15 protein-coding genes are annotated in these 13,786 nt (G+C 60.5%); 12 read left to right on the forward strand and 3 right to left on the reverse strand.

All coding sequences use genetic code 11. The features are described 5' to 3' along the window. Positions 1 to 225: 225 nt before the first annotated feature. The 3 genes from mpl to BVH74_RS09105 all read left to right on the forward strand — a co-directional run bounded on the left by mpl (position 226) and on the right by BVH74_RS09105 (position 2,751). Complete coding sequence (gene mpl, locus BVH74_RS09095) at positions 226 to 1,587, forward strand: UDP-N-acetylmuramate:L-alanyl-gamma-D-glutamyl-meso-diaminopimelate ligase (RefSeq protein ID WP_080049748.1); 1,362 nt, start codon at positions 226 to 228, stop codon at positions 1,585 to 1,587. After that, entirely contained in the window at positions 1,580 to 2,188 is a 609-nt protein-coding gene (locus BVH74_RS09100) for a flavin prenyltransferase UbiX (RefSeq protein ID WP_080049749.1), read from the forward strand. Before mpl ends, BVH74_RS09100 begins: the two co-directional genes overlap by 8 nt. Positions 2,189 to 2,250: 62 nt before the next feature. Further along, positions 2,251 to 2,751, forward strand: coding sequence for a sn-glycerol-3-phosphate transporter (locus BVH74_RS09105; RefSeq protein ID WP_080049750.1), 501 nt, complete (start codon positions 2,251 to 2,253; stop codon positions 2,749 to 2,751). Between the two features lie 116 nt (positions 2,752 to 2,867). Here BVH74_RS09105 and BVH74_RS09110 read toward each other — a convergent pair whose 3' ends face one another. Beyond that, complete coding sequence (locus BVH74_RS09110) at positions 2,868 to 3,326, reverse strand: MaoC family dehydratase (protein ID WP_080049751.1); 459 nt, start codon at positions 3,324 to 3,326, stop codon at positions 2,868 to 2,870. 172 nt (positions 3,327 to 3,498) lie between these two features. Here BVH74_RS09110 and BVH74_RS09115 point away from each other — a divergent pair, with 172 nt between their 5' ends. Beyond that, entirely contained in the window at positions 3,499 to 4,083 is a 585-nt protein-coding gene (locus BVH74_RS09115; RefSeq protein ID WP_080051681.1) for an LON peptidase substrate-binding domain-containing protein, read from the forward strand. Here the strand turns inward: BVH74_RS09115 and BVH74_RS09120 are convergent. After that, entirely contained in the window at positions 4,069 to 5,295 is a 1,227-nt protein-coding gene (locus tag BVH74_RS09120; RefSeq protein ID WP_080049752.1) for a DedA family protein, read from the reverse strand. The genes BVH74_RS09115 and BVH74_RS09120 overlap by 15 nt on opposite strands. Further along, positions 5,280 to 5,990 (reverse strand): DNA-3-methyladenine glycosylase, encoded by a 711-nt coding sequence (locus BVH74_RS09125; RefSeq protein ID WP_080049753.1) that lies wholly within the window; start codon positions 5,988 to 5,990, stop codon positions 5,280 to 5,282. Before BVH74_RS09125 ends, BVH74_RS09120 begins: the two co-directional genes overlap by 16 nt. Before the next feature lie 90 nt (positions 5,991 to 6,080). On the opposite strand from BVH74_RS09125, the gene BVH74_RS09130 reads away from it, so the two are divergent. The 8 genes from BVH74_RS09130 to BVH74_RS09165 are packed head-to-tail and all read left to right on the forward strand — an operon-like array spanning position 6,081 to position 13,760. Beyond that, entirely contained in the window at positions 6,081 to 7,346 is a 1,266-nt protein-coding gene (locus BVH74_RS09130) for a glutamate-5-semialdehyde dehydrogenase (protein WP_218189181.1), read from the forward strand. A 7-nt stretch (positions 7,347 to 7,353) separates the two neighbouring features. Further along, complete coding sequence (gene nadD, locus BVH74_RS09135; protein WP_080049755.1) at positions 7,354 to 7,998, forward strand: nicotinate-nucleotide adenylyltransferase; 645 nt, start codon at positions 7,354 to 7,356, stop codon at positions 7,996 to 7,998. 9 nt (positions 7,999 to 8,007) lie between these two features. After that, complete coding sequence (gene rsfS, locus BVH74_RS09140) at positions 8,008 to 8,367, forward strand: ribosome silencing factor (protein WP_080049756.1); 360 nt, start codon at positions 8,008 to 8,010, stop codon at positions 8,365 to 8,367. 6 nt (positions 8,368 to 8,373) lie between these two features. Continuing rightward, complete coding sequence (gene rlmH / locus BVH74_RS09145) at positions 8,374 to 8,841, forward strand: 23S rRNA (pseudouridine(1915)-N(3))-methyltransferase RlmH (protein WP_080049757.1); 468 nt, start codon at positions 8,374 to 8,376, stop codon at positions 8,839 to 8,841. A gap of 3 nt (positions 8,842 to 8,844) precedes the next feature. Then, positions 8,845 to 10,716: a penicillin-binding protein 2 gene (mrdA, locus tag BVH74_RS09150; RefSeq protein ID WP_080049758.1), complete on the forward strand. Its 1,872-nt coding sequence runs from the start codon at positions 8,845 to 8,847 to the stop codon at positions 10,714 to 10,716. A gap of 38 nt (positions 10,717 to 10,754) precedes the next feature. Further along, the gene (rodA, locus tag BVH74_RS09155) at positions 10,755 to 11,858 is read left to right on the forward strand and encodes a rod shape-determining protein RodA (RefSeq protein WP_080051682.1); all 1,104 of its coding nucleotides are present in this window, start codon (positions 10,755 to 10,757) and stop codon (positions 11,856 to 11,858) included. Between the two features lie 22 nt (positions 11,859 to 11,880). Continuing rightward, the gene (gene mltB / locus BVH74_RS09160; protein WP_080051683.1) at positions 11,881 to 12,888 is read left to right on the forward strand and encodes a lytic murein transglycosylase B; all 1,008 of its coding nucleotides are present in this window, start codon (positions 11,881 to 11,883) and stop codon (positions 12,886 to 12,888) included. A gap of 5 nt (positions 12,889 to 12,893) precedes the next feature. Next, on the forward strand, positions 12,894 to 13,760 hold the full coding sequence (locus tag BVH74_RS09165) for a septal ring lytic transglycosylase RlpA family protein (protein WP_080049759.1): 867 nt from the start codon (positions 12,894 to 12,896) through the stop codon (positions 13,758 to 13,760). The last annotated feature ends 26 nt before the right edge of the window (positions 13,761 to 13,786 follow it).

A 13,786-nucleotide genomic window follows, 5' to 3' on the forward strand; every position in this document is an offset into this window, starting at 1 on the left:
GTTCCCGCAGGGAGCGGCGGGGCGCTACGGCCAATGGCGCGCATGATAGCCGAAAGCGGTGCGCTTTGCATGGCCGTTGGGCGGGCGTGGTAATATCTCGCGAAGCTTTAAAAAGGAAATACTGATTAATTGCACGCAAACTCAGCGCCAATTGGGCCAACACCTAGACTGATTTAATCAGTGTTTCCTTAATGCCGTTACACGACCAACACAAGGAGTCCGTCTTTGCACCTCCATATCCTCGGTATCTGCGGTACTTTCATGGGTTCGCTGGCGTTGCTGGCGCGGGAGCTGGGGCATACGGTGACGGGCTCGGATGCCAACGTCTATCCGCCAATGAGCACCCAGCTCGAAGCCCAGGGGATTACCCTGATGGAAGGCTATGAGCCGGCGCATCTGCAGCCGGCCCCGGATCTGGTGGTGATTGGCAACGCCATGTCGCGCGGCAATCCGGCGGTCGAATATGTGCTGGATCAAGGCTTGCCCTACGTGTCTGGACCGCAGTGGCTGGCCGACCATGTGTTGCAGGGGCGCTGGGTGCTGGCTGTGGCGGGTACCCACGGCAAGACCACTACCTCCAGTCTGCTGGCCTGGATTCTGGAGCACGCCGGGATGTCGCCGGGCTTTCTGATCGGTGGTGTGCCACAGAACTTCGGGATCTCGGCGCGGCTGGGTGGGACGCCGTTTTTCGTGGTCGAGGCGGATGAGTATGACAGCGCCTTCTTCGACAAACGCTCGAAGTTCGTTCATTACCGCCCACGGACGGCGATTCTCAATAATCTCGAGTTCGACCATGCAGACATTTTTCCGGACCTGGCAGCGATCGAACGACAGTTTCACCATCTGGTGCGTACCGTGCCAGGCTCCGGGCTGATTATTCACCCGCAGGCCGATGCGGCGCTCAAGCGAGTGATTGACATGGGCTGCTGGACATCCTGCCAGACCACTGGTGATGGCGGTGACTGGCAGGCGCGCCTGCTGGCGGCCGATGGTTCATGTTTCGAGGTGCTGCTCGGTGGTGTCTCGCAGGGCATAGTTGAATGGTCGCAGACCGGCGCTCACAGTGTTGCCAATGCGCTGGTGGCGTTGGCGGCGGCGCGGCATGTGGGGGTGACTCCGGCGCAGGGTATTGCCTCGCTGGGTGGTTTTGCCAGCGTCAAGCGCCGCATGGAGCTGATCGGTGAGGTTGGTGACATTCGGGTGTATGACGACTTTGCCCATCACCCGACCGCGATTGCCACCACCTTGGCCGGGTTGCGGGCACAGATTGGTGATGCGCAGCTTATTGCGGTGATCGAGCCGCGCTCCAACACCATGCGCTTGGGTAGTCATATGGCTGCTTTGCCAGGTAGTGTCAGCGATGCCAGTGAAGTGCTCTGGTATCAGCCCGAAGGGCTGGACTGGTCGCTGGATCAGGTCGTGGCTGACAGTCCGGTGCCGGCCTGTGTGTTGAGCAGTATCGAGGCGCTGATCGATGCCGTGGTGGCGCGTGCGCGACCAGGCGCACGGGTAGTGGTCATGAGCAATGGCGGTTTTGGCGGGATTCACCGCAAGCTGGTTCAGGCGCTGGAGGCTCGGCATGGCTGAACGGCGGCGGGTGACGCTGGCGCTGACCGGTGCCTCTGGTGCCCAATATGGCTTGCGCCTGCTGGAATGTCTGGTCAGGGCCGATGTCGAAGTGTCATTTCTGATCTCGCAGGCCGCGCAGTTGGTGGTGGCGACCGAGACCGATTGGCAGTTGCCGGCCAAGCCGCAGGCTCTGGAAGTTTTTTTGACGGAACGATTGGCCGCTGCCGAGGGTCAGATTCGGGTGTTCGGCAAGCAGGACTGGATGGCGCCGGTCGCTTCTGGCTCTGGCGCGCCTGGGGCCATGGTGGTGTGTCCCTGTTCGACCGGTACCCTGTCGGCTATCGCCACTGGGGCCAGTAACAACCTGATCGAGCGGGCGGCCGATGTGGCGCTCAAGGAGCGACGGCAGCTGATTCTGGTGCCGCGTGAAGCACCGTACTCGAGCATTCATCTGGAAAACATGCTGAAGTTGAGCCAGATGGGAGCGGTTATCCTGCCCGCCAGTCCCGGCTTTTATCATAAGCCGAACAGCATTGACGAACTGATAGATTTCGTCGTTGCCCGCATCCTCAACCAGTTGGGGATAGAACAGACATTGCTTGCCCGTTGGGGTGAGTGACACCTTCAGGATTATGTATGTTTTGCAGTAAAACCAGATTGCGGACGTCGCTGGCGTTCGCCATGGGGAGTTTTGTGCTGCCGGCGGTGGCCGGGCAGGCCAATGAGAGTCCTTTGCTCGAGTCGTCCCGCGAGCTGGCCGGCAAGCTGTTGGCTCCGGTCGAGGCCGAGCCCTACTGGTATGTTCAGGGTAGTGTCTGGACTGCCCATTTCAACCCCGACTCCGACCACAACAACAATCAGGATCTGATCGGTCTGGAGCGTCATCGTGCTGACAGCTATCTGTGGGGCGCTGCGACCTTTCGTCATTCGTTCGGAGATCGCTCCTACTACGCTTATGGCGGCAAACGTTTTGACTTCGAGGGTACGCCGTTCAATGTCAAGCTGACAGCAGGCTTGCTGCATGGCTATCGAGGTGAGTACCGGGACAAGATTCCGCTCAATCGCTTTGGTGTTGCGCCGGCGATTATTCCGTCGGTTGGTGTCAGTTATCAGCGGGTCGGTGCTGACCTGGTGCTGCTGGGGGCGGCTGCGGTGATGGTTAATGTTGGGATCAAGCTATAAGAGCCCGTCCATGACCTGCTGCGCGTCGGCCCTGCGTTGTTAAAAACAGGGCTCTAGCTCGCTATGCCATGAACAGACTTTGGCGTGCGCGGCCCGCTGGCGCGGGCCGAACCGGGTTACACGAAATACAGGGTCAAACCTTCCGCAATGAAGGCTGGCTTGTCCACGCCTTCGATCTCCAGAGTGGAGCGCGCCTTGACCAGCCACTGGCCAGGATTCTTCTCGGTTACATCGACTACCGTCACGTGCAGGCGTACGCGTGAGCCCACACGTACCGGCTGGATGAAACGCAGGCTGTCCAGGCCGTAGTTGACTGCCATCTTCAGACCCTGCGGGCGAACCAGCAGGCCGGCAGACAGGACCGGCAGCAGTGACAGTGAGAGGAAACCGTGGGCAATGGTGCCGCCAAACGGAGTCAGCTTGGCTTTTTCTTCGTCGATGTGAATGAACTGGTGGTCACCGGTGCACTCGGCAAATTGGTTGACACGTTCCTGATCAATGGTCAGCCAGTCTGAGTGGCCCATATCCTTGCCAATGTAGGACGTGAGTTCGGAAGCGGGTACGGCAGCTGCCATGGCGTTCTCCATGCTCTGTTATTGTGGTGGTAGCGGATAACCGCTACACGCTACGTTAATACAGACGGTCGAGCTTGTCTGCTGACATGTTTGCAATCCGCGCCGAGAGGGTCAATTGGGCGAGCTCACCATTGGTGTGCTGAATGATGGTACCAAGCTGAAAGGGGAATGCATGACTGAACGGATGGCCCTGTTTCCATTGAATACGGTGTTGCTGCCGGGGTGTGTGCTGGATCTGCAGATCTTCGAACCGCGCTATCTGGATATGGTCAGCCGCTGTTTTCGTCAAAATGCCGGATTTGTGGTGGTAACCCTGGAAGAAGGGGCTGAGGCCGGGCCGGGGGCGGTGCGGTTCAAAGCGCTGGGTTGTGAGGCCAGGATCATCGACTGGGAACGGCGTGACAATGGTCTGCTGGGGATTCGGGTCGAAGGAGGGCGGCGGGCCGAAGCGAGTGCGGTGGAGGTCGCGTCGGATGGTTTGCTCAGCGCCAGTGTCGATTGGCTGGTCGAGCAGCCAGATGCCGAATTACTGGCTAGCCATGCCGACTTGCTGGCCTTGCATACAACCTTGCTGGAGCATCCCATCGCGGCAGCGCTGAAGTTGCCTGCGGTGGCTGGCAGTCAGCAGCGTCTGGCCTGGCAACTGGCTTATCTGCTGCCGCTGGATGTTGAGGAAAAGCTGGAGTTGCTGGCTCAGGCCGATCCATTGTTGCGCCTGCAGCAGATTGAGCGCTGGTTGCGGTCAATGCAGGCCTGAGAGTATCACCAGCGGGGCCCAGGCCAGTAGCACCAGGTTACGCCAGCGCTGGCTGCGGTGCATCGGTGCGCCACGCTCAACTGCCCAGCTGGCCAGTGCACTGGCGCTCAGGGCTAGTAGCAGGGCCTGCAACATGCTGAGAATGCTGGTGTCGGTGATCACCAGGCTGGCAAATGCCAGGGGGGCTCCGAGCAGCAGGGGGTAAAGCAGCCAGAGACAACGCATCCAGAAGCCTTGGTCGCGGCCCAGGCAGATGGCGACGACAACCAGCCAGGTCCACTGGCCGGTGAGGATCAGAGCCGGTTGACTCATCTCCAGCAGCCAGCCCAGACCAAGGGCGATGACCAGTGTCAGCAGGGCGAACAGTGGCTGGCGATAGGGGCTGAGCAGGGTTAGCCAGGCCAGTCCGGGAACTAGTAGCCAGAGGGTGGTATCCAGGTCGGTCAAGGGTGTCAGCCAGGCGTGCCAGCCCAGCAGCGGGGCGCGCTGGCTTATCCAGTATTCGCTGGTGAACAGCACCACCTCCAGCCAGGGCTCGACCACTGGCAGGCTGACGGCGCCGAGCAGCAGCAGCGCGGCGCAGGCCAGGTTGCTCCAGCGGTGCTGAGCTTTGAGTAGCCATAGACAAAGTAGGCCAAGGCCGGCCAGTGCGCCGGTCAGAGCCAGGGTCTGGGGCCAGAAAAACTGTGGCACCGGCCAGGTCAGAGCATGTCCGGCAGTGTAGCCGGGTAGAGCGTAGATCGGTGCCCAGGCCAGTGCCGATAGCAGGCTGACGGCCAAAAAGCGCCAAAACGGCATGTCGAACATGCCGGCGATCATCGGGATGATCGGCCGGACCGGGCCAAAGAAACGGCCAATCAGTACGCTCATCATGCCGTAGCGGCGGAAAAAACCTTCCCCCTGATCGATCCACTGCGGATAGCGCTGAAACAGGCGCAGACGGCGAATGTCCTGGTGAAACAGGCGGCCCAGGACAAAGCTCAGCAGGTCGCCGCAGACTGCACCGGCAAAGGCCCAGCCAAGCATGACCGGGATCGACATGTCGCTGCTTCCGGCGATGGCGGTTACTGCGAACAGTAATACCACGCCTGGGACCAGCAGCCCGGCGATGGCCAGTGACTCAAGCAGGGCGATGGCGAAGATCACCGGCCCCAGCCAGCTCTGATGGCTGCTGAGCCAGGTGCTCAGGTGGTCGCTCAGCAGGCTTTCCATGGTGCGTTCAGGCGCTGGTAGTCGCGCCCCTCGATACGGTTGCGGCCCATGGGGTTGCGGGTACAGTGACGGGCGTAGCTGGCGTCGACAAAGCGATAGGGCAGGTGCTCATCGCGTCCGGCGGGAATCCCCAGGCGAGTAGTTTGCAGGATATGCTGCGGGCGATAGCTGTCATCATCGACGAACAGTTGCCCAGTGTCGAAACGTTGGGCGTTCCAGTCCGGAACCTTCAGTGCCAGCGCCTTGCACAGCAGGGTCTGCCCGGCGCAGAGCTTTTCCGCTGGTCGGTAGTCGCCGTTGGCAGCCGGGTTGAGTTGTTGCATCAGGCGCAGGCTGGCCTGATCGCTGACCGTGTCAAGCAGTGGATGGCCGGATTTGATCAGTACCCCGTTGCCTGAGCCAGCGGCGCTGAAGTTCAGCGAGTCGCCGCCGCGGGCGTAGTACATGTAGAGCGTACCGCCGTCCATGAACAGCGCCCGCCGGGCTTCGGTATAACCAAGCGAGGCATGGCTGCCTTTCTCTTCCAGCAGGTAGGCTTCGGTCTCAATGATACGGGCCGATAGCCAGCGTCCCTGATAGCGGCGGCGAATGACCTTGCCAAGCAGGGCGCAAGCCAGTTCGCGGGCATCGCGCTGGAAGAAGCTGTCAGGCAGTGGGCGAGCAGTGGCCCAGGGCAGTGTCTCAGGGTTTTGCATGTAATCGATGATAGCAGGCCTGCGCCCTGTCCAGTGTCAGGGCAGCCCGTTATAATGCACCTTTTGCAACGCAGGCAAGTGGTGGTGTCCATGGGTGGCGAACAGGTAAGCGAATACATGAAGGGGCTGGGAAACCAGGCCCGAGCGGCCTCGCGGGTTATCGCCCGGGCTTCGACGGCGGTCAAGAATCAGGCGTTGCTGGCTACCGCTGAAGCTATTGAGGCTGCTACTGCCGAGCTTGAGGCTGCCAATACCCTGGATCTGGAGGCCGGTCGAGCCAACGGGCTGGATGCTGCGATGCTTGACCGTCTGGCCCTGACCCCTGAGCGGTTGCAGGGCATGATTGAAGGCCTGCGCCAGGTTGCCGCCTTGCCGGACCCGGTGGGCGCGATTCGTGACATGAAGTTTCTTCCCTCTGGGATTCAGGTCGGACGTATGCGGGTGCCGCTGGGGGTCATCGGGATCATCTATGAGTCGCGCCCCAATGTGACCGTTGAGGCAGCCAGTCTGTGTCTCAAGGCCGGCAATGCCTGCATTCTGCGTGGTGGCTCGGAGTCGATTCACTCCAATCAGGCGATTGCCGCCTGCCTGCGCCGCGGCCTGGCCGCCGCTGGCTTGCCGGATCAGGTCGTGCAGGTGGTGGAAACCACCGACCGCGCCGCCGTTGGAGCCTTGATCACTATGCCCGAGTATGTCGATGTGATCGTACCGCGTGGCGGCAAGGGGCTGATCGAGCGTATCAGCCGCGAGGCCCGGGTGCCGGTGATCAAGCATCTGGATGGTATCTGCCATGTTTATGTCGATGATCGTGCCGATCTGGACAAGGCCGAAGCCATCTGTTTTAACGCCAAGACCCATCGCTATGGGGTCTGCAACGCCATGGAGACTCTGCTGGTACATGAGGCAGTGGCGGCTGAGTTTTTGCCGCGCATGGCCCTGCGTTATGCGCAGAAAGATGTTGAGTTGCGCGGTTGCCCGGCTACCTGTGCACTGTTGCCGCAGGCTATCGCTGCCAGCGAGCAAGACTGGAGTACTGAATACCTGGCGCCGATCCTGTCGATCCGGGTGGTCGCGGATATGGATGCCGCTATCGAGCACATCAATCGTTTCAGCTCGCAGCATACCGATGCGATGGTCAGCGAGGATTACACCCGGGCCCGGCGCTTCCTGGCCGAAGTGGATTCCAGCTCGGTGATGATCAATGCTTCGACCCGTTTCGCCGACGGCTTCGAGTATGGTCTGGGCGCCGAGATTGGCATTTCAACCGACAAGATCCATGCCCGCGGGCCGGTGGGCCTGGAAGGCCTGACCAGCGAGAAGTACGTGGTATTCGGCGACGGTCATATCCGTCAGTGATTGTCTGATGCGTATCGGCCTGCTCGGCGGGACCTTCGATCCGATCCATTTTGGCCATCTGCGCAGTGCCGTAGAGGTGCATGAGGCTTTGGCGCTGGATGAGCTGCGGCTGATCCCCAGCGCCCGGCCGCCCCATCGGGAGCAGCCCGGCTGCAGTGCCGAGCATCGCCTGAACATGGTGCGTCTGGCGGCAGGTGTGGACTCCGGGCTGCTGGTGGATGACCGTGAGCTGCGACGTGACAAGCCTTCCTGGACGGTGGATACCCTGGAATCTTTGCGTGCGGAGTTGGGGCCGGAGGTGGCGCTGTTTCTGATCGTTGGCTGGGATGCCTTCTGCGGATTGCCGAGCTGGCACCGCTGGGAGTGTTTGCTGGAGCTGGCCAATCTCGTGGTATTACAGCGTCCAGACTACGATCTGGACGTGCCTGAAGTACTCAAGGATTTGCTGGCGGCCCGCTCGGTCGCTGAACCGGCGCAAGCCAAGGCACTGCATGGGCAGATTGTCTGCCTGGCGCAGACGCCGCTGGCAATTTCGGCAACGCATATCCGGAGCTTGCTGGCCAGCCACCGGTCGCCGCGTTTTTTGTTGCCGGAGGCGGTGCTTGACTATATTGAAACCAACGGGCTGTACGGCCCTGTGACTGAGGATTGAACCCTTATTATGCAGATTGATGACCTGATCAAACTGGTTGAGCATGAGCTGGACGAGCTCAAGGCCAAGGATGTGGTCAAGATCGATGTTCGTGAGCAGACCAGCGTGACTGACTACATGATCATCGCCAGCGGTACCTCCTCCCGTCATGTGTCCTCGCTCAGTGACAACCTGGTGGAAAAGGCCAAGGCCGCCGGTCGTCAGCCGTTGGGGGTTGAGGGCCAGGATTCCGGAGAGTGGGTGCTGGTCGACCTGGGCGATGTCGTGGTGCATATCATGCAACCGGCTACCCGCCAGTTCTATGACTTGGAGCGTCTGTGGCAAAGTGCCGAGTCGCGCCGTGCCCAGCATCAACCGACCCCGGAGTAAGCAGTCTTGCGCCTGCGTCTGATCAGCGTGGCATCACGGATGCCACGCTGGGTCGAGGACGGCTATCAGGAATATGCCAAGCGTCTGCCGCCTGACCTGCCGTTGGAGTTGGTGGAAATTCCCTTGACGACCCGCGGCAAGAATGCCGATGTCGCCCGGTTGATGCGTCGTGAAGGCGAGCAGATGCTGGCCGCAACCCAGCCTGGGGAACGAATCGTGACCCTGGAGGTCAATGGCCGTGCATGGTCGACCGAGCAACTGGCCGAGCAGCTTGAGCGCTGGCGCCTGGAAGCGCGCACGGTCAACCTGATGGTGGGCGGGCCCGAAGGGCTGGCTGAAGAGGTGCAGGCGCGCAGTGAGCAGCGCTGGTCACTGTCGCCTTTGACCCTGCCGCATCCACTGGTGCGTATTCTGCTGGCCGAGCAGCTCTATAGGGCTTGGACCATTCTCAACCGCCACCCATATCACAAGTAATCGATGGCCAAGCCGATTCAGCTCAAGGATCACCTCAGCGATGCCCGTACTGTACAGCGACGGGTGGTGCTGGCGGCTGTGTTCATGCTGGCGCTGGTGGCCGGGCTGGTGGCGCGCATGTATTACCTGCAGGTGGTGCAGTACGAATACCATTCAACCCTGTCGGAAAACAACCGGGTGCATGTACAGCCGGTGCCGCCGCCCCGTGGCCGGATTTATGACCGCAACGGCATCGTGCTGGCCGAGAACCGACCCAGCTTCAGCCTCAACATCACCCGGGAGCGGGTGACTGATCTGGATACGACCTTCGCCCTGCTGCAGTCACTGCTTGAACTTTCCGACGAGGATGTCGAGCGCTCTCAACGGCGCCTGACCCAAACTCGCCGCCGGCCGTTCGAGTCGGTGCCGGTGGTGTTCGAGTTGAGCGACGAGCAGATCGCCCGGATTGCGGTCAACCAATTTCGTTTGCCTGGGGTCGAGGTGCAGGCCAGCTTCGTTCGGCACTATCCGTTCGCCGAACATTTCGCCCATGCCGTTGGTTACGTCGGCCGGATCAACGAGCAGGAAATGGCCCGGATAGATCAGGTCGCCTACGCTGGCACCCATTATATCGGCAAGACCGGGATCGAGCGTTACTACGAGGACTGGCTACATGGCACTGTTGGTTACGAGGAGGTCGAAACTAACGCACGTGGTCGGGTATTGCGGGTGCTCAAGCGGATTGATCCGGAACCTGGGCGTGACCTGACCCTGCATCTGGACAGTCGCTTGCAAGCGGTAGCCGAGCATGCGCTTGGTAATCGCCGCGGTGCGGTGATCGCCATCGAGCCGGAGACCGGCGGGGTGCTGGCTTATGTAAGCCAGCCTGGCTTTAACCCTAATCTGTTCGTCACTGGCATCAGTTACGCCGACTACGGCGCGCTACGCGACTCTCTGGATCAGCCGTTGTTCAACCGGGTTGTGCGCGGCCTCTATCCACCAGGCTCGACGATCAAGCAGATGGTCGCTCTGGCCGGTTTGGATACCGGGGTGGTGACCCGCACCAGTCGGGTTTTCGACCCTGGCTTCTACCAGTTGCCAAACCACAGCCACAAGTACCGCAACTGGAACCGTAGTGGTGATGGCTGGGTTGACATGCATCTGGCCATCGTTCGCTCTAACGACACCTATTTCTATGATCTGGCCCATAAGCTGGGCATTGATCGGCTGCATGACTACATGACCCGCTTTGGTATTGGGACTCGGGTGTCGCTGGATATGCATGAGGAAGCGGCCGGGCTGATGCCCTCGCGTGAGTGGAAGCGTAATGCCCGGCGTCAGCCCTGGTATCCGGGGGAAACCCTGATCGCCGGGATTGGCCAAGGTTACATGCTGGCCACACCTTTGCAGTTGGCGCACAGTACCGCCCTGATCGCTAATCGGGGGGTATGGAAGCGGCCGCGTCTTTTGCTGCATGCCGAGGGTATGGCGCCGGATGAAAGCGAAACCCCGGATAATGTGCATTTGCGCAATGACGGCGACTGGGATTTCATCATTGCGGCCATGGAGGCTGTGATGCATGGTGAGCGAGGCACTGCACGCAGTGCGGCACAGAATGCGCCCTACCGGATGGCGGGCAAGACCGGGACGGCTCAGGTCGTTGCCATCGCCCAAGGTGAGAAATATGACTCGGCGGCCCTGCAGGAGCGTCATCGTGATCACGCGCTGTTTGTTGGCTTTGCGCCGGTCGATGATCCGAAGATTGCCGTGGCGGTGATGGTCGAGAACGGTGAGTCCGGTGGCCGGGTTGCTGCGCCGGTCGCTCGTCAGTTGTTCGATGCCTGGCTGTTGCCTGACCAGGAACCGATGAGTTTCACTGCGGAGACCAGTCAATGAAATCTCTGGGTAGCCTGGCGTCGCCCACCGCCATGGGAATGCATCGTCGGCAGCCGTTCTGGCAACGTATTCATGTTGACCCCTGGCTGTTGCTGCTGATCCTGGTGCTGGCCACGGTTGCTGGCTTCGTTCTGTACTCGGCCAGTGGGCGCAGTACAGCGATGCTTTACCGTCAGGGTGCCGCCTTTGCTGTGGGTTTGGCCGTGATGCTGACCATCGCCCAGTTTCAGCCCCGGTTCATGCAGCGCTGGACGCCTTTGGCCTATCTTGGCGGCTTGATGCTGTTGGTAGCGGTGCTGGTTGTCGGTACTGAAGCCAAGGGGGCCCAACGCTGGCTGACGATTCCCGGCATGATGCGCTTTCAGCCCTCCGAGGTGATGAAGTTAATCATGCCCATGAGTGTGGCCTGGTACCTGGGCCGGCGTACTCTGCCGCCCAGCTTCAAGTATGTTTTCATTAGCCTGTTGATCATCGGTTTGCCGGTGTTGCTGATCCTGAAGCAGCCGGATCTGGGTACTTCATTGCTGATCGGTGCTTCGGGAGTCTTCGCCCTGCTGCTGGCCGGGTTGCGCTGGCGCTATATTCTGGGCGCTCTGGTGGCGCTGGTGCCGGCAGCGCTGGCGATGTGGTTCTTCGTCTTGCACGGTTACCAGAAGCGTCGGGTATTGACCTTTCTCAACCCTGAAAGCGATCCGCTTGGGGCAGGCTGGAACATTATTCAGTCCAAGGCCGCGATCGGTTCTGGCGGCATCTATGGCAAGGGCTGGTTGCAGGGCACTCAGTCGCACTTGGATTTTTTGCCCGAGGGGCATACTGACTTCATCATCGCGGTGTTGGCCGAAGAGTTTGGTCTGGTCGGCGTGTGCCTGCTGATCTGCGTGTATCTGCTGGTAATCGCGCGCGGGCTCTACATTACCCTGCAGGCTCAGGATAGTTTCAGCAAGTTGCTGGCCGGCAGTATTACCTTGACCTTCTTCGTTTACGTATTCGTCAATATCGGTATGGTCAGCGGACTGTTGCCGGTGGTAGGTGTGCCGTTACCATTAATCAGCTATGGCGGTACCTCGTTGGTGACATTGTTGTCCGGGTTCGGCATCCTGATGTCGATCCACACCCACCGTAAATGGATGCCACAAGGATAAAAGCTCGGAGATGCGGATTTTCATGATCAAACCTGTTTCGCGCTGGCTGCGTCTGCCGCTGGCATGTGCCCTGACGGCCGTGAGCCCCTGGCTATTGGCCGCCAACTACACCAGTGAACACCCGGGGGTCGAACCCTTCGTTGCCGAAATGAAGGCTGAGCACGGCTTCAGTGCCGAGCATGTACGCAGCCTGCTGGCTCAGGCCGAGCGCAAGGAGGCTATCCTCAACGCTATCTCGCGTCCGGCTGAGCGAGTGCGGCCCTGGCACGAGTACCGGGCGATTTTCATTACCGATCAGCGCATCCGCGAAGGGGTGGCGTTCTGGGATCAGCACCGTGATGCTTTGGAGCGGGTCGAGCAGGAGTATGGGGTTGAGCCGGAGGTGATCGTGGCGATCATCGGGGTGGAAACCTTCTATGGCCGCAACAAGGGCAGTCATCGGGTGATTGATGCCCTGACTACCCTGGGCTTCGACTATCCGCCGCGGGCCGATTTTTTCCGTCGTCAGCTCAAGTCCTATCTGGTCCTTACTCGTGAGCAGCAGATGGACCCGTTGGCATTGACCGGCTCCTACGCCGGGGCCATGGGCTATCCGCAGTTTATCCCCAGTAGCTACCAGGCCTTCGCTGTGGATTTTGACGGTGATGGCAAGGTTGATATCTGGAACAACCCGGTTGATGCGATTGGCAGTGCCGCCAACTATTTCAAGGAGCACGGCTGGCGCCATGGTGAGCGTGTGGCCATCCCGGCCAAGGTCGAGGGTGAACGCTTCAGCCAGGGGCTGAGTGTGCCCGAAGGGCTGGAAGCGCGCCGCCGGGTCGGTGAACTGCGTGCCCTGGGCTGGCAGCCCGAGCAGGCGCTGGATGACGATCTCGAGGTGATGACCTACGAGTTCGACGCCGGGGAACAGATGGAGTACTGGCTGGGTCTGAACAATCTGTATGTGATCACCCGCTATAATCGCAGCGTGATGTATGCCATGGTGGTGCACCAACTGGCCGATCTGATCCGTGACGCGAGGGAGCAATGAGTCCTATGCCGATGCCGTCTGTTCGAGTTGTCTTGCTGGGTTCCTTGTTGGGGTTGCTGACCGCCTGTTCATCATCTTCGGTCAAAACACCGGCACCGAGTCAGCCGAGTGCGCCCAGCAGCCGTCCGGCAGTGGATGGGCCGCCCAGTTATTTCATGGATGTATCGCAAATTCCCGATGCCGTGCCAACGCCGCATACCGGCGCCTATAAGGCCTCGCCCTATACCGTACTGGGCCAGTCCTATACGCCGATGCAGGATGGCCGCAATTATCGGGAAGTCGGTCTGGCGTCCTGGTACGGCACCAAGTTCCATGGCCAGAATACCGCCAATGGCGAGGTCTATGATCTGTACGGCATGACTGCTGCACACAAGACTCTGCCGCTGCCGACCTACGTCTACGTGACCAATCAGGCCAACGGTCGACGGATTATCGTGCGGGTCAATGATCGTGGGCCGTTCTACTCGGATCGAATCATCGACCTGTCCTACGCCGCGGCCAAGAAGCTCGGTTTTGCCGAGCAAGGCACGGCCCGGGTACTGGTCGAGGGGATCGACCCGGTAGCCTGGCAGCAGCAGAACAACCCGGGTTATCTGGTGCGTAACAATCCGCCTCAGGAAACCCTGCCAAGCGGCCAGGAGCTGTATCTGCAGGTTGGAGCTTTTTCTTCCAACCAGGCCGCCGAGCAACTGCGCCAACGGCTACAGGGGGTGGTCAATGCCACTGTGTTTGTCAGCCCGGTTGAGCAGAATGCCCAAACCCTGCACCGGGTGCGACTGGGTCCGGTTGCCAGCCATGCCGAGGCGCAGCAACTGATCGACGCGGTACGCCTGGCCAATCTGGGTAATCCGACCCTGGTCTCGGCCAATTGAGACTTTCAACTGAAGTTGCCCAACAA

Origin of the sequence: Halopseudomonas phragmitis, assembly GCF_002056295.1 — a bacterium.
Taxonomy (GTDB): Bacteria; Pseudomonadota; Gammaproteobacteria; order Pseudomonadales; family Pseudomonadaceae; genus Halopseudomonas; species Halopseudomonas phragmitis.

Excerpts from the sequence above, each read along its gene's own strand:
- BVH74_RS09100 (WP_080049749.1), top strand. The coding sequence starts at position 1,580 with ATGGCTGAACGGCGGCGGGTGACGCTGGCGCTGACCGGTGCCTCTGGT.
- BVH74_RS09105 (WP_080049750.1), top strand. The coding sequence starts at position 2,251 with ATGGGGAGTTTTGTGCTGCCGGCGGTGGCCGGGCAGGCCAATGAGAGT.
- BVH74_RS09110 (WP_080049751.1), bottom strand. The coding sequence starts at position 3,326 with ATGGCAGCTGCCGTACCCGCTTCCGAACTCACGTCCTACATTGGCAAG.
- BVH74_RS09115 (WP_080051681.1), top strand. The coding sequence starts at position 3,499 with ATGACTGAACGGATGGCCCTGTTTCCATTGAATACGGTGTTGCTGCCG.
- BVH74_RS09120 (WP_080049752.1), bottom strand. The coding sequence starts at position 5,295 with ATGGAAAGCCTGCTGAGCGACCACCTGAGCACCTGGCTCAGCAGCCAT.
- BVH74_RS09125 (WP_080049753.1), bottom strand. The coding sequence starts at position 5,990 with ATGCAAAACCCTGAGACACTGCCCTGGGCCACTGCTCGCCCACTGCCT.
- BVH74_RS09130 (WP_218189181.1), top strand. The coding sequence starts at position 6,081 with ATGGGTGGCGAACAGGTAAGCGAATACATGAAGGGGCTGGGAAACCAG.
- nadD (WP_080049755.1), top strand. The coding sequence starts at position 7,354 with ATGCGTATCGGCCTGCTCGGCGGGACCTTCGATCCGATCCATTTTGGC.
- rsfS (WP_080049756.1), top strand. The coding sequence starts at position 8,008 with ATGCAGATTGATGACCTGATCAAACTGGTTGAGCATGAGCTGGACGAG.
- mrdA (WP_080049758.1), top strand. The coding sequence starts at position 8,845 with ATGGCCAAGCCGATTCAGCTCAAGGATCACCTCAGCGATGCCCGTACT.
- rodA (WP_080051682.1), top strand. The coding sequence starts at position 10,755 with ATGCATCGTCGGCAGCCGTTCTGGCAACGTATTCATGTTGACCCCTGG.
- mltB (WP_080051683.1), top strand. The coding sequence starts at position 11,881 with ATGATCAAACCTGTTTCGCGCTGGCTGCGTCTGCCGCTGGCATGTGCC.
- BVH74_RS09165 (WP_080049759.1), top strand. The coding sequence starts at position 12,894 with ATGCCGATGCCGTCTGTTCGAGTTGTCTTGCTGGGTTCCTTGTTGGGG.